The sequence below is a fragment of the Collinsella sp. CLA-ER-H9 genome (assembly GCF_040092295.1).
Taxonomy (GTDB): Bacteria; Actinomycetota; Coriobacteriia; order Coriobacteriales; family Coriobacteriaceae; genus Collinsella.
The window spans coordinates 24,938-42,975 of the sequence record NZ_JBBNLV010000016.1; the positions used below are offsets into that span (position 1 = coordinate 24,938).

The 18,038-nt window shown below is 60.1% G+C and carries 14 protein-coding genes and 1 riboswitch; of the genes, 7 read left to right on the forward strand and 7 right to left on the reverse strand.

Annotated features, from left to right (window positions below; translation table 11 throughout):
• Nucleotides 1-20: 20 nt before the first annotated feature.
• The 4 genes from AAAX73_RS08360 (at nt 21) to AAAX73_RS08375 (ending at nt 4,659) form a co-directional block, all read left to right on the forward strand.
• Nucleotides 21-1,298 carry an aconitase X gene (locus tag AAAX73_RS08360; RefSeq protein ID WP_118081804.1) on the forward strand — a complete coding sequence of 426 codons (1,278 nt, stop codon included), beginning with the start codon at nt 21-23 and terminating at the stop codon, nt 1,296-1,298.
• Between the two features lie 14 nt (nt 1,299-1,312).
• Nucleotides 1,313-1,756 (forward strand): DUF126 domain-containing protein, encoded by a 444-nt coding sequence (locus AAAX73_RS08365; RefSeq protein ID WP_195544163.1) that lies wholly within the window; start codon nt 1,313-1,315, stop codon nt 1,754-1,756.
• A gap of 110 nt (nt 1,757-1,866) precedes the next feature.
• Nucleotides 1,867-3,288, forward strand: a complete 1,422-nt coding sequence (locus tag AAAX73_RS08370; protein ID WP_349125613.1) for a M20/M25/M40 family metallo-hydrolase — start codon at nt 1,867-1,869, stop codon at nt 3,286-3,288.
• Nucleotides 3,289-3,339: 51 nt separating this feature from the next.
• Nucleotides 3,340-4,659, forward strand: a complete 1,320-nt coding sequence (locus AAAX73_RS08375) for an MFS transporter (RefSeq protein ID WP_349125614.1) — start codon at nt 3,340-3,342, stop codon at nt 4,657-4,659.
• A gap of 88 nt (nt 4,660-4,747) precedes the next feature.
• On the opposite strand, the gene AAAX73_RS08380 is transcribed toward AAAX73_RS08375, so the two are convergent.
• Together AAAX73_RS08380 and AAAX73_RS08385 are read right to left on the reverse strand one after the other, a co-directional pair.
• Nucleotides 4,748-5,017: a hypothetical protein gene (locus tag AAAX73_RS08380; RefSeq protein WP_349125615.1), complete on the reverse strand. Its 270-nt coding sequence runs from the start codon at nt 5,015-5,017 to the stop codon at nt 4,748-4,750.
• 53 nt (nt 5,018-5,070) lie between these two features.
• Entirely contained in the window at nt 5,071-6,258 is a 1,188-nt protein-coding gene (locus AAAX73_RS08385; RefSeq protein WP_349125616.1) for an N-acetyldiaminopimelate deacetylase, read from the reverse strand.
• A 144-nt stretch (nt 6,259-6,402) separates the two neighbouring features.
• Nucleotides 6,403-6,571, forward strand: a riboswitch (Lysine riboswitch).
• 65 nt (nt 6,572-6,636) lie between these two features.
• Here AAAX73_RS08385 and dapA point away from each other — a divergent pair.
• The 3 genes from dapA to dapD are packed head-to-tail and all read left to right on the forward strand — an operon-like array spanning nt 6,637 to nt 10,438.
• A complete protein-coding gene (dapA, locus tag AAAX73_RS08390; protein ID WP_349125617.1) occupies nt 6,637-8,946 on the forward strand; it encodes a 4-hydroxy-tetrahydrodipicolinate synthase in 2,310 nt (769 codons plus the stop codon).
• On the forward strand, nt 8,939-9,679 hold the full coding sequence (gene dapB / locus AAAX73_RS08395) for a 4-hydroxy-tetrahydrodipicolinate reductase (protein WP_349125618.1): 741 nt from the start codon (nt 8,939-8,941) through the stop codon (nt 9,677-9,679). The genes dapA and dapB overlap by 8 nt, the downstream gene beginning before the upstream one ends.
• A gap of 39 nt (nt 9,680-9,718) precedes the next feature.
• The gene (gene dapD / locus AAAX73_RS08400) at nt 9,719-10,438 is read left to right on the forward strand and encodes a 2,3,4,5-tetrahydropyridine-2,6-dicarboxylate N-acetyltransferase (RefSeq protein ID WP_349125619.1); all 720 of its coding nucleotides are present in this window, start codon (nt 9,719-9,721) and stop codon (nt 10,436-10,438) included.
• Nucleotides 10,439-10,682: 244 nt separating this feature from the next.
• Here dapD and AAAX73_RS08405 read toward each other — a convergent pair whose 3' ends face one another.
• From AAAX73_RS08405 to AAAX73_RS08425, 5 genes are all read right to left on the reverse strand, one after another.
• Nucleotides 10,683-11,687 carry a nucleoid-associated protein gene (locus tag AAAX73_RS08405; protein WP_022094136.1) on the reverse strand — a complete coding sequence of 335 codons (1,005 nt, stop codon included), beginning with the start codon at nt 11,685-11,687 and terminating at the stop codon, nt 10,683-10,685.
• Nucleotides 11,688-11,798: 111 nt separating this feature from the next.
• A complete protein-coding gene (locus tag AAAX73_RS08410) occupies nt 11,799-12,959 on the reverse strand; it encodes an Mbeg1-like protein (protein WP_055252356.1) in 1,161 nt (386 codons plus the stop codon).
• 114 nt (nt 12,960-13,073) lie between these two features.
• Nucleotides 13,074-14,024 carry an L-lactate dehydrogenase gene (locus tag AAAX73_RS08415; RefSeq protein ID WP_006234343.1) on the reverse strand — a complete coding sequence of 317 codons (951 nt, stop codon included), beginning with the start codon at nt 14,022-14,024 and terminating at the stop codon, nt 13,074-13,076.
• Between the two features lie 201 nt (nt 14,025-14,225).
• Complete coding sequence (locus AAAX73_RS08420) at nt 14,226-15,389, reverse strand: aminotransferase class I/II-fold pyridoxal phosphate-dependent enzyme (protein WP_006234344.1); 1,164 nt, start codon at nt 15,387-15,389, stop codon at nt 14,226-14,228.
• Nucleotides 15,390-15,507: 118 nt separating this feature from the next.
• A complete protein-coding gene (locus tag AAAX73_RS08425) occupies nt 15,508-17,508 on the reverse strand; it encodes an NAD(+) synthase (RefSeq protein ID WP_055252355.1) in 2,001 nt (666 codons plus the stop codon).
• Between the last annotated feature and the right edge of the window lie 530 nt (nt 17,509-18,038).

The window sequence follows — 18,038 nt, forward strand, 5'->3', positions numbered from 1 at the left end:
ACGAAAGGATGGGCTCACAGATGAACCTGACCTCCCAACAACAAGCCCTGCTCGACGGCGCCAAGGGCCCCGCCATGGCCAAAGTGGTCAAGACCCTCGTTATGTACGGCGAATGCTTTGGCGCCGAGCGTATGGTTCCCGTGACCGGCGCAAACGGTCATCTTGTCACAAGTTTTGGCCTCTCCATGCTCGGTCCAGTCTATGACCTTATGGATGAGCTGCTGAAAGACGGCGCCCTGTCCGGTCAGTCATTCTCGGTCGACCCGAGGCCCCTCGACCCCGCCGTCCCGGCCAACCCGCTGCAAAAGCTGCTGTTCAAGATTATGTATTCCAAACAAGACGATTATGAGGCACAGCTGCGCAGCATGGGTCTATTGGACAACGATGCTTTCACCTGCACCTGTTACCAGCCCGAGGTTGGCAATCGACCTCGGCGTGGCGACATCCTAAGCTGGGCAGAAAGCAGCGCCGTGGTCTTTGCCAACTCCGTGCTGGGCGCTCGCTGCAATCGCAACTCCGGCATCATCGAGATGTTCGGCTCAATTGCCGGCTTTGTCCCGGAATTCGGCCTGCTCACCGATGAGGGCCGCAAGGCGACCTGGATCATCGAAGTCGACTGTAAGCGCAAGCCCGAAGCGCAAGTGCTTGGCAGCGCCATTGGCATGAAGGTGATGGAAGACGTCCCTTACATTAAAGGCCTCGACCGCTGGCTTGGCCGCGAACTCACACCCGGCACGCAGGACTACCTTAAGGACATGGGCGCCGCCAGCGCATCGAACGGCGCTGTCGGGCTCTACCACGTGGACGGCATCACGCCCGAGGCCGTCGAACAAGGCGAACACCTCATAGCACTAGACGCCCAAATCTATCGCATTGACGACGCCGAGCTGGAACGCATCCGCTCGAGCTACCCCGTTATGTGGAAGAACCCGGGCGCACGCCCCAAGCTTGCCTTCATCGGCTGCCCCCACCTCTCGTCTGCACAACTCGCCCATTGGGCAGACGCCATCTGCGATGGGCTGAGCGCCTCCGGCAAGTGCCGCGTGCAAGTACCCACCGTACTGACCGCCGCCCCATCCGTGGCAGACGCCTTCCGCAAGACTGCGGCATACAGACGCCTCTCGACTACCGGTGCCGTCGTCTCGAGCATCTGCCCGCTTATGTACACCAACAACCCGCTGTGCGGCAGCATGCCCATCATCACCAACTCCAACAAGTTGCGTACGTACTCGGCATCGCGCTACTACACCGACGACGAAGTGCTCGCCTACGTCACCACCGGAAAACCAATCAAATAGGAAGGCGACTCCTCATGGAAAAAATCTTTCACGGCCGCGTCGTTGTCCCCGGAACTGCCCACGCCAAGGCACTTGTCTCTCACGGAGGGCTCAACACGCTCGCATCGTTTCAGAAGGCACTGATGTTTGGCGACAAAAAGGCCACGTGTTCCGACCAAAACAATCCCGACTTGTACGGCAAACCTTTGGCGGGATGTGCCTTGTGTCTTCCGCAGACTATCGGCTCCACCACAGGCGGCATGGTGCTCTTCTGCGCCACCAAAATGGGGCGCCAACCCGCATGCCTGCTGTTTTCCAAACCCATTGACAGCCTTGCCGCCGCTGGCGCGATCCTCTCGGGTGTATGGACCGACACCCCCATGCCCACCATTGACAACCTGGGCGATGAGTTTCTCGATGCTGTGTCGACGGGAGACGCCATCACCGTGACCGAAGACGGCACGGTCATCGTCGGCTAAGGCTATCCGACCCGCCGCCCGCAGATGAGCAACGTGTTTCGCCATTTCCCACGCGCGGTGCGGGCGATAATCTTGACGTATTCGATATACAACACGAAAGGAGTCCCACCATGGGAGCATCGGTATCGGTCGCACAGGGCGCGCCTCTTGATGCAGGCACCTACAAGGCAGACGAGGCAGCCGTCGAGCGCTTTTGCGAATTGCTGCGCATCCCCACCGTTTCGCGTGAGAACATCGCCGAGCGCGACGATGAGCCCTTCAGCCAGTGGATTCCCACGCTTCAGCGACTTTACCCGCATTTCTTTAAAATCGCCGAGCTCACACGCGTCGACGACTTTGGCATGCTCCTGCGTTGGCCTGGCGCCGATTCCGCCTTGGACCCCATCGTCATGATGGCGCATCAGGACGTCGTGCCCGTCGAGGGCCAAGACTGGAAGCACGATCCCTTTGGAGCCGAGATCTTCGACGGCGAGATCTGGGCCCGCGGATCACTCGACACCAAGTGCATCGTCTCGGCTTTCTTCGAGGCCGCCGAGCATTTGATTGCCCAGGGCTTCGTTCCCCCGCGCGATGTCTGGTTCTTCTCGAGCGATGGCGAGGAAATCGCCGCACCTACTGCAACCCATGCAGTGCAGTGGCTTCGCGAGCATAACATCCATCCCTACATGGTGCTCGATGAGGGTGGCGCCGTGGCAACCGACGCCCCGCTCGGCGTCACCGAACCCGTTGCCATGGTAGGCGTGTCCGAGAAGGGCCACGTCGACCTTACCGTCACGGCGCGCGCCGACGGCGGCCATGCCTCTACGCCTGCGGCAAACGATGCCTGCCGTCTTCTCTGCCGTGTATGCGAGACTATCTCGGCCAACCCCGGCAAGCCGCAGCTCACGCCCGCCGTCGAGGCCACACTGACCGAGTTGGGTGCCCGTAGCAGCGCGACGTATCAGGCAATCTTTGGCAACCTGTGGCTCACGCGCCCCGCGGTTACCAAGATCATGGCCGCCAGCCCCGAGACCTCGGCCATGCTGCGCACAACCTATGCGCTCACGCAGCTCGAAGGCTCCAATGCGCACAATGTGCTGCCACCAGTTGCTCGCGCCAACTTCAACGTGCGCATCGCTCCGTTCGAGACCATCGCCGATGCCGTTGAGCGCGCCCGCAAGCTCGCCGCCCAGCAGTGCCGCGCCTCGGGCGTAAGCCCCGACCATGTCACCGTCGAAATCAACGAGGCGATTCCCTACACCGAGCCCGCGCCCATCTCGCCTTACGAAGACGATGCCGCCTTCAACTACATCCATCGCTGCGTGTCGGGTGTCTATCCCGAGGCCGGCTTTGCTCCCTACGTGCAGAACTCCTGTACCGACTCGCGCGAGTTCAACGAGATCTGCGATCGCGTCTACCGCTTCTGCGGCTTTATCTACTCGGGCGAGGCGCGCAAGCTCATCCATGCCGCCAACGAACGCATCGGCGTCGACGTCTACAAGCGCGGCATCGAATTCTATGTGGCGTTTCTCGCCAACCTTGAACAACTGTAGAACGGGGGCCGATAGCACCCCTCCCCGCTTTTACCGACCAGGAGAACCAGCATGACCCAACCAAATCTTAGGCGGGCGGCCCGGCTCGACACCAAGGCCGTCGCCCTCGCCTCCCTACCCTTTATGGGCATGATCAGCTTTTGGCAGGTCTACGACGGCATCGTTCCCAAGATGCTCACAGGGACCTTTGGCCTATCCAACTCGCTCACCGGCGCGATCATGGCCATCGATAATGTCTTTGGCCTGTTCCTGCTTCCGCTCTTTGGCATCCTCTCGGACCGTTGCACAAGCAAACTCGGGCGCCGAACGCCCTTTATCTTGGGCGGCTCCGCGGTGGCAATACTCTCCGTCCCGCTCATCGCGTTCGCCAACAACATGGGCAGTCTACCTCTGCTCATTGGCGCGATTATCCTCACGCTTTTGGCAATATGCGCCTATCGCACCATGACGGTCGCCATCGTGGCCGATATTACGCCTCGCCCACTTCGAACCAAGGCAGACTCGATCGAAAAGATCGTCGGCTATGCGGGAACGGGTCTTATGCTCGTCGCCATCTCGGTCATGGTTCCCAAGGCCGACAAACCTGATTATCTTCCGCTCTTTATCTTGCAGGCCGCCTTTATCCTCGTGTCGGCCGTTGTCTACGGAATCTTTGTCCGTGAGCCCGCCCTCGTCGAAAAGATGCGCGAGAAATCGCTGTCAATGGGCATCGACGAGGATCAGATTGACAAAGACGACTCCCCCGAGGCCGGCGGTAAAAATCGCATTGCAGACGCCGGCGTACGCCGCTCCATCATCATGCTGCTCGCCGCAACGTTTTTCTACTACATGAGCTATAACGCCATGACCACCAATATCAGCCGTTATGCCGATTTGTTCTACGGCATGGAGGGCGGTTCCTATGCCATCATCAATATCGTGACGATTGCAGGCGCGCTGCTAAGCTACGTACCCCTGGCAAACCTTTCGCTCAAAATCGGCCGCAAAAAGGTCGCCCTGGGCACCGCCGTCATCATGGTTTTGTGCCCCGCGCTTCTTTGGCTGGCACCCGGCTTCTCGCCCGTGTTGTACGGCGTCTTTTTGTTGATGGGCGTCGCGCTGGGCGGCGTGGACCTGTGCGTGTACACGATGATTCTGGAGTGTTGCAGCTCCCAAAGCGTGGGCCGCTACTCCGGTTACTACTACACCGTGAGCATGGCGGCTCAGGTGGCGACGCCGATTCTCTCCGGCATCGTTATGGACGTGGCGCCGTCGATGCTCTTCGCCTACATCACGGCAATGGGCATGATTATGGCCGCGAGCATTGCCGCCGCCAAGCACGGCGATGCCATCTTGATCGACGAGGTCGCTCGCCGCGAGGCAGCCGAGTAGAAGTGCACGCCAATATTGAGCAATGGAGCCGGATGGGGGTATTTCCCATCCGGCTCCATTTTTTCATCCTCAAGAGGCTCGTCGAAGCCTACCCCACCGTGACGGATTCCCCGGTAAAGGCACTGATCATCAACAGGACAAAGAACACCAGGTAGCTGACACTCAGCAGGTACGCAATGATCAGAAAGAAGACCCATCCGACATTGGTCTTGCCATTGGCACGACGTTGCTCGCGAGAGCGGCAAAGCCAAATCGTCACGCCAATGGCCACAATCAACAGCACAAGTGCCGCTGCGGCCAGTCCAGCAAGCGCAAACATCACGCCAATGCTCACGGCGATGACCGGAAGCAGAAGCAAGCCACACCCGCATCCACCCGGACTATACACGGCAGTCTGTCGGCGCTTCATCATCACTCCAAGTCAAGCAATCGCTTGTAGACATCGAGGCCTTTGAGCAGGATTTCCTCGTCAAAGAGCATGGTATCGGTATGCAGAGCGTTCGTGGCATAGGCTGGGCAGCCATCAGCGTCAATCGGGTTTTCTTGCCCCTCTGGCACGCCCGTGCCCAGCAAGAAGAACACGCCCGGCAGATGGCGCTGGTAGAAAGCGAAGTCCTCGGCGATTAGCAGCGGCTCGTCCACAAGTTGCAGTTCGGACAAGGCAGGCGCAATGTGGGCGAACAGCTCGGGGTCGTTGTCGACCGGCGGATAGCCCTCGGCAAAGTCGAGATCGTACGTGCAGCCCGTTGCAGCGCATGCCTCATCAAGCACGCGGCGCACGCCCTCACGCGCACGGTCGAACATGTCGTCCGTAAACACACGCAGACTGCCGGCAACATGGGCCTCCCCCGCCACCGCGTTGCAGACGGTACCGGCCTGCAGCAGACCAAACTTACCGATACAGGGCTCGTCGGTGCCCAGCTCGTCCATCAGTTCGCGCTCGGCAACCAAGAACTTGGCAGCGGCCAGCGCCGCATCGTGCGACTCCTCGACCGGAACGCCATAGGTCTTAGCGATATGGATGCTCGTCCCGTGAATATGAATGTGTGTCTCACTCGAACGCGCCAGCAGCGGACCGGAACAACTCGCCAACGTGCCGGCAGGCAGATCGGGCCACACATGGAAGCCAAAAATGCGGTCAGCCCCATAGCGCTCGAACACACCGCTCTCGCATACCGTCTTGGCACCACCGGTCGTTTCCTCGGCCGGCTGGAACACAAAGAGAACGTTGCGCCTCATGGCGCCCGGCTGCTCGCGAATCGTACGGTCGACATACGTCGCGGCGGCAAGTGCCATGGCCATGTGTCCGTCATGTCCGCAAGCGTGCATCTTGCCGGGATGGATCGAGGCAAAGGCCGCTCCCGTCGCCTCCGCGATGGGCAGCGCATCCATATCGGCGCGAATCGCCGTGGCACGCGCGGCACCAACGCCAGCGTCGAAGAAAGCGCAGACGCAGCTGGGACACGGATGGGTCACCTCGCAAGCGAGCGGCGCCAACACGCCCTCGATATAGGCGATAGTCTGCGGAAGATCGAAATCGAGCTCCGGAATGCGATGGAGATCGCGGCGATAGCGACGGAGTTCTTGGAGCTCGGTCATAGAGAATCCCTTCGTGAGGCACATCTGTTGCAACTTATTGTGATACAGGATTGTGGCACACATGTTTCCAGCATATTGCTGCATTTTTTAAACGTTATATACGAATACTCTTGTTTGGTAAAGTGCAACGTGATAGGGTCTTTACCACTTGATAGAGGCGCGGGCACGAAGAGCCGCGGGCGAGCCGGCAGGCTTTGACCCCGTGGGGAGGCGAAACCCGCCGAACTGGGTTTTTCGGGCACGAACAACCTGGTGGGCCTGTGGGAAACACCCACAGGACTGTCTGCAGCAATGCGGGAGCGCTATCCGGACATTGGATCCACGTTATGCGGATTCGATGCGCAGATGGCGCCGTCTGGATAGCGAGGTTTACGGGACATGGCATTGACCCCCAACGAGCCATATGCGGCCAAGCAGCCGTTTGTGGACAAGGAGACGCTCGAGCATATCGTCGAGCAGTTCCCCACGCCATTTCATCTATACGACGAGGCGGGCATCCGCCGCAACATGCAAGAAGTGCGCGACGCCTTCGCATGGAACCCGGGCTTTAAGGAATACTTTGCCGTCAAGGCCAATCCCAACCCGGCGCTCATCTCCATTCTCAACGAATACGGCTGCGGCTGCGATTGTTCGAGCTATACCGAGCTCATGATCGCCCGCTCGCTGGGTATCACCGGCCACGACATCATGTTCTCGTCCAACGACACGCCGGCGGCGGACTTTGCCCTTGCAGATAAACTGGGCGCCATCGTCAACTTTGACGACATCAGCCATATCGAGTTCTTTGAGCGTGTCGCGGGGCCCATCCCCAAGACAGTCAGCTGCCGCTTTAATCCGGGCGGCCTGTTCCAGCTCTCCAACGGCATCATGGATAACCCCGGCGACTCCAAGTACGGCATGACCACCGAGCAGCTCTTTGAGGCCTTCCGCATGCTCAAGGCCAAGGGCGCCGAAAACTTTGGCATCCACGCATTCCTTGCCAGCAACACCGTCACCAACGACTACTACCCCAAGCTTGCACGCATCCTCTTTGAGCTTGCCGTGCGCCTGGAGCGCGAGACCGGCGCACATGTCGCCTTTATCAATCTGTCCGGCGGCGTCGGCATCCCCTATCTACCCGAGCAGCAGGCCAACGACATCCACGCCATCGGCGAGGGCGTACACGCGGCCTACGACGAGATTCTGGTTCCCGCCGGCATGGGCGATGTGGCGATCTGCACCGAGATGGGTCGTTTTATGATGGGCCCCTACGGCTGCCTGGTGACCAAGGCCATCCATGAGAAGCAGATCTACAAGAACTATATCGGTGTCGATGCAAGCGCCGTCGATCTGATTCGCCCTGCCATGTATGGCGCCTACCACCACATTACGGTGATGGGTCAGCCAGGTGGCGCCGACAAGACTGCAGCGCCCGTTACGGACACCTACGACATCACGGGCAATCTGTGCGAGAACAACGATAAGTTCGCCATCGACCGCAAACTGCCGCATATCGACGTGGGCGACCTGCTCGTGATTCACGACACGGGCGCGCATGGCTACTCCATGGGCTACAACTACAACGGCCGCCTGCGCTCCGCAGAGGTGCTGCTGCGCCCCGATGGCTCGGCCGACCTTATCCGCCGTGCTGAGCGCCCGGGCGATTACTTTGCCACGCTCGACGTGCTGCCGAGCGGCCGAGAGCTACTGGCCAAGTCGCGCGCCGATACTGCCCGCCATCGTGCCCAGGACGAGCGCCTGGCGGTCGCCGCCCAATGGAACAAGCGCATCCAAATCGCGGAAGCGAAGGAGAAGAACATGGACATCCGCAATCTCGAGGGCTCAATCGTCGCCCTTGTGACGCCGTTTAAAAAAGACGGCAGTGTCGACTTCGATGCGCTCGAGCGCCTTATCGATTTCCATCTGCAAAATGGTACCGACGCCATCCTCACTCTGGGCACCACCGGCGAGAGCGCCACGATGACCGACGACGAGGACAACTCCGTCGTTGCCGCAGTGGTCAAGCAGGTCGCGGGCCGCGTCCCCGTCATCGCCGGCTCGGGCTCCAACTCCACGCAGACCATGCTCACCAAGTCGCTCACCTACCAGGGCCTGGGCGCCGACGGTCTGCTACTCATCACCCCCTACTACAACAAGTCCAACGAAGAGGGCATCTATCAGCACTTTAAGACCGTTGCCGACGCGGTGGACATCCCCTGCATCCTGTACAACATCCCCGGCCGCTGCGGCTGCGGCATCAGCGAGCGCAACGTAGAGCGCTTGGCTGCGCACCCCAACATCATGGGCATCAAGGAGGCCTCGGGCAACGTCGCCTACGCGGCCAAGATCGCCCACCTGCTGTCCGATGACTTCCGCATGTACTCGGGCGAGGACGCGCTTACCGTGCCGCTCATGAGCCTGGGCGCCTCGGGCACCATCAGCGTGTGGGCAGACATTCAGCCGCAGCTCGTGCACGACATGTGCCGCGCCTATCTGGACGGTGACGTGGAGCGCGCCCGCGATATCCAGATTGCCGGCCAGCCGCTCATCAACGCCCTCTTTAGCGAGGTCAACCCCATCCCCGTCAAGGAAGCACTCGCCCAGATGGGTATGATCGAAGCCAACTACCGCATGCCGCTGTGCCCCATGGCAGACGACACGCGTTCCGCACTTACCGATGCTCTGAAGGGAGCTGGTCTGCTTGATTAAGACCGTCATTATGGGAACGGGCCGCATGGGCTCGCTCATCCGCACTACCGCCGAAGGCATTGCCGACGCCTCCGGGCAGCCCGTTTTTGATATCGTGGCCCAGATCGGTTTTGACCTGTCCGAGCTCGAGAGCGCCCCGGCAGCCGACGTCATCATCGACTTCTCGAACGTCGTGACCTTCGATGCCGTCGTCGCCTATGTCGAGCGTACAGGCGCCGCGTTGGTCTCGGGCACCACGGGCTACACACCCGATCAGATGGACCGCCTGCGCGAGCTGGGCCAGAATGCCCGCGTCATGCACTCGGGCAACCACTCTATCGGCATCGCCGCCCTGCGTCACCTAGTGGCCCAAGCCACGCGTGAGCTGCCCGGCTTTGACTGCGAGATTGTCGAGACGCACCACAACCAAAAGGTCGACGCTCCCAGCGGCACCGCCAAGCTGCTACTCGACGCCGTGGTCGAGGCCGAGCCAGAGGCTGGCTATCATCCCGTCTACGGTCGCGAGGGCATGTGCGGCGTTCGCGATCCCAAGGAAATCGGCATGCACTCGCTGCGCGGCGGCACCGTCGCCGGCGTACACGAGGTGAGCTTCTTTGGCCAGGACGAGGAGGTCACGCTTAGCCATCGCGCTACGAGCCGCCAGATCTTTGTCAACGGCGCTCTGGCCGCCGCTCAAAAGCTCGTCGTCCGCGACCCTGGCTTCTACACCTTCGATCAGGTCATGTTCGCCTAACCAGTTAACTACCGTACCCACGCAAAGGAGAAACAGCATATGAGCAACGCAGCCGAGATGGATGCCCAGGAGATTATCAATTACATCGCCACCGCGCCTAAAAAGACGCCTGTCAAGCTGTATGTGCGCGAGAAGCCCGGCATGAAGGTTGCCTGGGGCGATGCGCACGTCTACGGCGGCCGTCGTGGTAAGACCGTCTTTGGCGACTGGGAAGAGCTCAAGGCCATCCTCGATGCCAATGCCGACTCCATCGACTACTACGACGTCGAGAATGACTGCCGCAACTCCGCCGTCCCCATGCTCGACCTTAAGGGCATCAATGCCCGCATCGAGCCGGGCGCGATCATCCGCGACCGCGTCGAGATCGGCGACCGCGCCGTCATCATGATGGGTGCCATTATCAACATCGGCTCCGTCATTGGCGAAGGCTCCATGATCGACATGGGCGCCGTGCTGGGCGGCCGCGCCACCGTGGGCAAGAACTGCCACATCGGCGCCGGCACCGTGCTGGCAGGCGTTGTGGAGCCCGCCAGCGCCACGCCCGTCATCATCGAGGACGATGTCATGATCGGCGCCAACGCCGTGGTCCTGGAGGGCGTGCACGTAGGCAAGGGCGCCGTCGTTGCCGCCGGCGCCGTGTGCGTCGAGGACGTCCCCGCCGGTGCCGTCGTGGCCGGTGTTCCCGCTCGCGTCATCAAGATGCGCGACGAGAAAACCGACAGCAAGACCGGCTTGGAAGAGGGTTTACGTCAACTGTAGGGTTACGCGGTTTTACCAAACCGCGTAACTAGCCGACGCTGCAAACGCCCCAGAGCGGCAATCTGACGTTCAGTCGTCGGGCATGACCAAAAGGTCAATGCCCTCCTCTTTCACGTCACCTTGCTCGCTCTGGGGCGTTTTCGCTGACTTATGCTCAACCTGCGGCGCAATTCAATCCCAAGCAAAAAAGGCCGAAGCATCATCGGAGCTTCGGCCTTTGTTTTCTGCAGCGTCCGAGCGCAGTTTATCGGTTCTCGATGCTGCCGATATTCTTGAGCTCGATGGAGATGAGGCCGTTGGGCTCGTTAACGAACTCGATGTACTCGGAGTTCGAACCCATCTCGGCCGGGAAGCTGATCTCGATACCCGTGTCGGTACGAATCTTATGATTGCGCACGGCTGCGCGCTCGACCTGCTTGCGTTCCACGGGCACGCGCTCGGGAACCTTCTCCTCGGTCAGCGCCGCGCGCACGCTTTCCTTGATGACCGGCTCGTCCTCAAAGACCTCATCGACGATATCCCAAGGCGGCAGCTCCTCGTCATCCTCAACCTTCTCGGCCACAGCGGCCTTAACCTTGGCGAGCGCCACGGCCGTGTTGGCGCCGTGCTCCTCGGCGACTTCCTCGACCACACGCGTCACGGTGTCGATGACCTCCTTGCCCGACACGCCCGTGTCGCACTGCAGCAGGCCATCGGGAATGAGCATACGGTCCTCGCCGGCAATCTTGCGCTTCTTGTCCACGTAGCCGATCTCCATGGTGCTCGCGCGCACGATGGCATAGCTCGGCACCTTTTGCGAAGGGTTCGGCAGAATAGCGTAGTGGCGCGCGATGTCGTTGCGCACCTCCCCCTCCTCGCGGCCCACCTCGTGCATAAAAGCCTGCTTGGAGCCCAGCAGCATCACGGCAAACCAGCGGGCATCCTCATCGTCGTCAAAATCGGCCACGAGCACGTCGGTTGACTCGGCTTTCTCGGCTTTGGTGAGCTCGGAGGAGATAAACTCCGCAATCTGCTGCGACAGGTCCACGAACTCGCGCTCGCCAAAGAAATAGCCCTTGAGCTCGCCGCCAAACGCAGAGTTCTCGGCAAACGTGGCGCGTTTATTGTCGGCCGAGGTACGTGCGCGGCGCAGATGCGTGGTCACGAAGTTGCGCACGGTACGGCTCTCGATATCGAGCTCGCGCTGGCTCATAACGTTGACGGCAGAGTCAAAGTCCAGGATATGCAGAATCGCGTGATTGATTTTCATATACGGCATTCCGTTCTAGATCGATTTCGGCACGAACCAGTATAGCGGTCGAGCCCGCCCCAGGCGCATCGAAGATTGGTGCATCGGGGACAGGTTGCTTTGCACCAATGGCTAGCGCAGGAGCTCGGACTGCCATACCTCGAGCTGTTCTGCCAGGCTCTTACCACTAGAAGGCACGCTGAACTCGGGACGTTTGGGCAGCAGCGCACACTTAAGAATTGCCACGATGGTCTGCGAGACAAAGCGTCGCGTATCCTTGTCAAACCCTTGCGCAGCCTGGAGCATCACGGGCAGGCTCTCGCGCAGATTCCCAGCGATATCCGCAAACCGCTCAGCACCCGTAGCCTCAAACACGGAGAACAACGCATCTACAAAACGCTCGCGCTCGCTAGGCGAAACTGCAAGCAGCATCTCGCGAATGGAGCCATCAACGTATCGAGCACCGGCGGACAGGCGCTCACAGTACACGAAGTCGCGACCATCAACCACCCAGCTAAAGGGATTGTGCTGCAGCAGGCTGAACTCGGTGCTCTCAACGATGGCATAGTCCTCCTGTGTCTCGAACATCATGCCAAAGATCGACGACCGAGGTAGCGTCTTGTCGATTCGACCGGATAGGTCGGCGAAGGCGTTGCCGCTCAGAAACTCCTCGACGAAGCCCGGACCATCATGGGAATACGCCCGTTCGATTCGCTCGCGGGCGACATCGGAGCACATCGCCGCACCGTACACCGCAAGGTTTCCACCCTTGGAATGACCTCCGCACAAAAGCGGCCCGCCAATCGCATCCGCCGCCTCGTCCACATAACGTACCGCGGATTCCTGGGCCGGCACAGGACACCGGAACGCCATGTTAAAGTCCTCTTTCCAGCCCACAATCGTGCTGTCGGTCCCCCGGAAGGAAAGATAACTAAACCCCGCCGGAAACCGGAACGCCATGGCTGCAAACTGCTCTGTCGCTACCACATCGCTCACGGCACGATAGCCGCAAACGTGCACGCCACGGTAACGAGGGTTTGCTGCCACGGCCTCCAACAAGGCCCTGCTCCCCTCTGGATCCCACAAGTCGTCAATCATGTCCCGGTAGCACTCGGCACGCAGCAGTTCGCGTACGTCTAGGCCCTGCCAGTTCGTCAGCTCCGCCATATCACCCGGCAAACGCAAATAGGACAACCACGCAAAGACCAGGCTATCCACCGCGCAGAACGACCGCTCCTCAAACGGATCAAACACCGTCTGGGCATATGTCAAAAAATTAGGCGAATCCGACATGGCGCTCCCATCAACTATGGTGCATTGGGGTCAGGTTACTTTGCACCAAAAAGGCGCCCGGGCCGTGTGGACTCGGACGCCTTCATTGTAGCTTTTCGCTCCAACGAGCTTGATTTAGCAGGAGAAGTCGACGCTGTCGATAATGTCCTTGAGGGCCTTGGCGGAGGCGGTGAGCTCATGCTGCTCGTCATCGTTCAGCGGCACGGGGACGCGACAGACGACGCCGTCGCGGCCAACGACCGTCGGCATGGAGATGGCAAGATCGGACAGGCCATACTCGCCCACCATGAGCGAGGAGACGGGCAGAACGGTCTGCTCATCGCGCATGACGGCGGTGCAGATGCGCTTGACGGCCATGGCGACGCCATAGTAGGTGGCGTGCTTCTTCTCGATGATGGTGTAGGCGGAGTTCTTGACGTCCTCGGCGATGCGCTTCTCGGCAGCCTCATGCTCCAGATGACCGTGAAGCTCGCAGAAAGTGTTCAGCGGCACGCCGGCAACCTGGGCGCTGGACCAAGCGACAAACTCAGAGTCGCCGTGCTCACCCATGACATAGGCCTGGACATCGCGCGGGTCAACCTCGACGTGGGCACCAAGCATCTGCTGCAGACGGCCAGTGTCGAGCACGGTGCCGGAGCCGATGACATGGCCCTCGGGCAGGCCGGACATCTTGATGGCGGCATAGGTCAGAACATCGACCGGGTTGGAGACAATGAGCAGAATGCCGTCGAAGCCAGACTTCTTAATTTCGGGAATGATGGACTTAAAGATGTTGACGTTCTTGTTGACCAGGTCCAGACGGGTCTCACCGGGCTTCTGGGCAGCGCCAGCGGTGACGACGATCATGGCGGCGTCGGCGACATCGGAATAATCGCCGGCGTAGATCTTCATCGGCTCGGCAAACGTCATGCCGTGCGCGATATCCAGGGCCTCACCCTCGGCGCGGTTCTTGTCCACGTCGATGAGGACCATCTCGGAGAACAGACCACTCTGCATCAGCGCGAACGCCGAAGACGAACCAACGAAACCGCAGCCGACAATAGCGACCTTCTTCTCGTTAACCATTAGAAACTCCCATCTCTCTCCACAAGCAAGCCGCCCGGGAACGACCCGAGCGGCTTGCCGTAATCCCAATACATCCAATCGGGACTTTGATTATGCTCCTATTCGCAGCCAAAAATCGACCGTTTACCGAAATTGTTTGCAGAAATCGTAAAATAACTGCACGAAATCGGTTTCGAGCTATTGACGAGCCGAAATACCTTTCTAATACAGGCCCGCCTCGCGAATGGCCTCGACAGCCAAAGCAATCTGGTCGGGCGGCAAGACCAGCGCCATGCGCACGTGCCCCTCGCCCGAAGGACCAAAGCTCGCGCCCGGCGTCACCACAACGCCGGCCTTCTCCATGAGCTCCTCGCAAAACGCCATGGAATCGGTGCGACCACCGGGAAGCTTGGCCCACACAAACATAGAGCCATGCGCGTTGGGACGCTCCCAGCCCAGGCCCTCAAGACCGTCGCACAGGGCATCGCGGCGCTCCTGGTACTTCAGACGCTGCGCCTCGACCTCATCGCGCGGACCGTTCAGGCAGGCGATAGCAGCCTTCTGGATCGGGAAGAACATACCAAAGTCGATCTGGCCGCGCAGCTTGGCAAAGGCCGAGACCACATCCTCGCGACCGACCAAAAAGCCGATACGCGCACCGGTGACGTTAAACGACTTGGAGAGCGAGAAGAACTCAACGCCCACCTCGAGCGCGCCGGGATACTGCAAGAAGCTGCCGCCCGGCTCGCCGTCGAACACGATGTCGGAGTATGCGTTGTCGTGAACGATGAGCAGGTCGTGCTCGCGGGCGAAAGCGATGATCTCCTCGTAGACCTCGGGCGTGCCCACCGAGCCCACCGGGTTGGCGGGCAGCGACACAATCATGTACTTGGCACGATCGGCCACCTCGGGATCGATACCCGCCACATAGGGCAGGTAATTGTGCTCCGCCACCAGCGGATAGTACTCGAGCTTGGCATCGGCGATCTTGGCACCTGCCTCAAAGACCGGGTAGCACGGATCGGGAACCAGAATGGTGTCACCCGGATCGAGCAGGGCAAGGCCCAAATGGCCAACGCCCTCCTGCGTGCCGTTGCACGACTGCACCATAGACGGCGTAATGCCCGAAACGCCAAAGCGACGCTCGTAGTAATCGCACACGGCTTGCTTGAGTTCGGGCAGGTCGCGCAGGGCATACTTCCACATCTCGGGGTCCTGGGCCGCTTGCGTGAGCGCCTCGACCACGTGGTCGTACGGCTTAAAGTCGGGCGTGCCCACGCTCATGTTGTAAATGGTCTTGCCCTGAGCCTTCAGCGCAAGCAGTTTGTTGTTGAGCGAGGCGAAGACCTCCGCGCCAAAGCGGTCGAGACGCTGCGATGCCTGCATGGTGCCACCTTTCGATATGAAAAACGCGGCGCTCCGACAAGAGCGCCGCGCGATACGGGCCATCAGATTGCAAAAGTGTAACGCTTGCAACCCCCGCATTGGTTCAATTTAGCCAACCTTAGTCAATTGGATTGAGCGCGTCGATCTGCGCAAGCCACAGTCGCGAGCTGGCGTCACTCGGCATACGCCAATCGCCGCGCGGGCTGAGCGTCACCGAGCCCACCTTGGGACCATCGGGCAGGCAGCTGCGCTTAAACTGCTGGGCAAAGAAGCGACGGTAGAACGTACGCAACCACGTGTGGACAGTCTTGACGTCGTAGGCGCCCTCGAAGCTCTTGAGCGCCATGCGGTAGATCTTGCCCGGCTCAAAGCCAAAACGCAGCAGGTAGTAGAGGAAGTAGTCGTGCAGCTCGTACGGGCCCACCAAATCCTCAGTCTTCTGCGCAATCTCGCCGTCGCCCGTGGGCGGCAGAAGCTCGGGGGACACCGGCGTATCGAGGATATCGAGCAAGACCTCGGCAATACGCCCGCCAAAAACATCAGCGGCATAGCGCACCAGATGGCGCACAAGCGTCTTGGGCACGCTCGCGTTGACGGCGTACATGCTCATGTGGTCGCCGTTGTAGGTAGCCCAGCCGAGCGCCAGCTCCGACAGGTCGCCCGTGCCGATGACAAAACCGCCGGCCTGATTGGCCAGGTCCATCAGAATCTGCGTACGCTCGCGGGCCTGGCTGTTCTCGTAGGTCACGTCCTGGACGGTCGGATCGTGCTCGATGTCCTTAAAATGCTGCTCCACGGCTGCATGGATCGAGACTTCGCGAAAGCTCACGCCTAGGTCGTGAGCGAGCGACTCGGCATTGGACTTGGTGCGGTGCGTCGTGCCAAAGCCGGGCATGGACACGGCCGTGATACCGGTGCGCGGCAGGCCCAAGGCGTCGAACGCACGCACGGTCACGAGGAGCGCCAGCGTGGAATCGAGGCCGCCCGAAAGGCCGATGACGGCCGCCTTGGTGCCCGTATGGGCAAGGCGAGTCTTGAGGCCAGCAGTCTGCAGATTGAGAATAGTCTCGCAGCGCTCGGCCAGATCACCGTGGTCGGCCGGCACAAAAGGCGCGCGAGGGAAAACGCGGTCGATATCGCAGGCATCGCGCAGAACAGGCTCTTTGGCCAGCACGCCCTCAAACGAAAACTCAACGGTCGTGGCCTCCAGCGCATCGTCCGCGCGTGTCCACGTCGTCGAGCGACGGCGCTCGGCAACCAGGCGGTCAAGATCGACGTCGGCGATGGCCATGTCGCAGGTAAGCAGCTTGGTCGCGGCGAGCTTGGAGCCGTTTTCGTAGACGAGGTTCTCACCCGCAAAGACCATATCGGTCGTGGACTCGCCCTCACTCGCGTCCGCATAGGCATAGGCGCAGTACAGGCGCGCACTCTGATTGGAGATAAGGCTGCGGCGGTAGTCTGCCTTACCGATAATCTCATCCGAGGCCGACGGGTTGAGAATCACCGTCGCACCGGCAAGCGCCATCTCGGTCGAAGGGGGCGCCGGCACCCACAGGTCTTCACAGACCTCAACGCCCAGCACCATATCCTCGGCACCTTCATCACAGCAGCGGTAGACAAGCCCCGAACCCAGCGGAACCGGACCCTGACCGGCAAATTCAACCCACACGGGATCCGCAGGCGCTGGAGCAAACCAACGGCGCTCATAGAACTCGCCATAGTTGGGCAGATACTTCTTGGCCGTGAGGCCCAAAAGCTCGCCCGCGCAGCACACGGCGGCGCAGTTGTAGATATTCTCGGCAACTGCAACGGGAAGACCGATGGTAAAGACGACCGGCAACTCACGGGTTTCATCGAGGATGTGCACAAGTGCCGCCTCGCAGGCATGCAGCAGTGTGCGGTTATGGAACAGGTCAGCCGCGGTATAGCCGGTCAGGTTAAGCTCGGGCAGCACCAGCGCGCGAACGCCGCGCTCGGTAGCCTCGCGAACAGCCGCCAACGCAACCTCGGCATTGCCCTCGACATCGGCAACGCGAATCTTGGGCGAGGCCGCCGCCACACGCAAAAAGCCGTCGTTCTTATTAGCCGAAACGCAGCATTGCCTTGTTGATCTGGACACTGGAGGCCCCTTCTACCCTGAGATTCAGTCTAACGGACGTTCACATATCTCTAACTAGCCAAAGCAACCTCCCAGTTTACTGAGACGCCAACCTGTGCTAAGAGCATGTATTCCAATAATATCTTTAATTAAAAAAGGAGAAATCGATAATCGACTTCTCCTTTAAGCGAGGCAAGTAAATTCCGAAACTAATGGCAGAATTTATCCATGTAGTCCTCAAAGTCGAACACTTCTACCACGACGCCCTCTTCCTGAGACTCTTTCAGTTGCTCCAAGAGATCTTTGTTAATAACGTCCATGCAGAAACCTCCTCTATCTAATCAATTGTAGTATATCTGCTTTCATGCAATTATCAACCAACTTGTTTAATTGCTCCTCGTTTGCCGATAGTCCCTCTTTTTTCCCTTGATTCTCATCTTCATTGCAACAGCCTCAGGACTCAGCGCAACGCGTTGCGCTGAGTCCTGAGTCGCGAATCCGGGTAGGCAACCCCAGAGGGGCCGGAATCCCCCGGCCCGCGATGGAGGGAG

What these genes read in the sequence shown, in the direction of transcription:
- AAAX73_RS08360 (WP_118081804.1), top strand. Translation starts at nt 21, where the DNA reads ATGAACCTGACCTCCCAACAACAAGCCCTGCTCGACGGCGCCAAGGGC.
- AAAX73_RS08365 (WP_195544163.1), top strand. Translation starts at nt 1,313, where the DNA reads ATGGAAAAAATCTTTCACGGCCGCGTCGTTGTCCCCGGAACTGCCCAC.
- AAAX73_RS08370 (WP_349125613.1), top strand. Translation starts at nt 1,867, where the DNA reads ATGGGAGCATCGGTATCGGTCGCACAGGGCGCGCCTCTTGATGCAGGC.
- AAAX73_RS08375 (WP_349125614.1), top strand. Translation starts at nt 3,340, where the DNA reads ATGACCCAACCAAATCTTAGGCGGGCGGCCCGGCTCGACACCAAGGCC.
- AAAX73_RS08385 (WP_349125616.1), bottom strand. Translation starts at nt 6,258, where the DNA reads ATGACCGAGCTCCAAGAACTCCGTCGCTATCGCCGCGATCTCCATCGC.
- dapA (WP_349125617.1), top strand. Translation starts at nt 6,637, where the DNA reads ATGGCATTGACCCCCAACGAGCCATATGCGGCCAAGCAGCCGTTTGTG.
- dapD (WP_349125619.1), top strand. Translation starts at nt 9,719, where the DNA reads ATGAGCAACGCAGCCGAGATGGATGCCCAGGAGATTATCAATTACATC.
- AAAX73_RS08405 (WP_022094136.1), bottom strand. Translation starts at nt 11,687, where the DNA reads ATGAAAATCAATCACGCGATTCTGCATATCCTGGACTTTGACTCTGCC.
- AAAX73_RS08410 (WP_055252356.1), bottom strand. Translation starts at nt 12,959, where the DNA reads ATGTCGGATTCGCCTAATTTTTTGACATATGCCCAGACGGTGTTTGAT.
- AAAX73_RS08415 (WP_006234343.1), bottom strand. Translation starts at nt 14,024, where the DNA reads ATGGTTAACGAGAAGAAGGTCGCTATTGTCGGCTGCGGTTTCGTTGGT.
- AAAX73_RS08420 (WP_006234344.1), bottom strand. Translation starts at nt 15,389, where the DNA reads ATGCAGGCATCGCAGCGTCTCGACCGCTTTGGCGCGGAGGTCTTCGCC.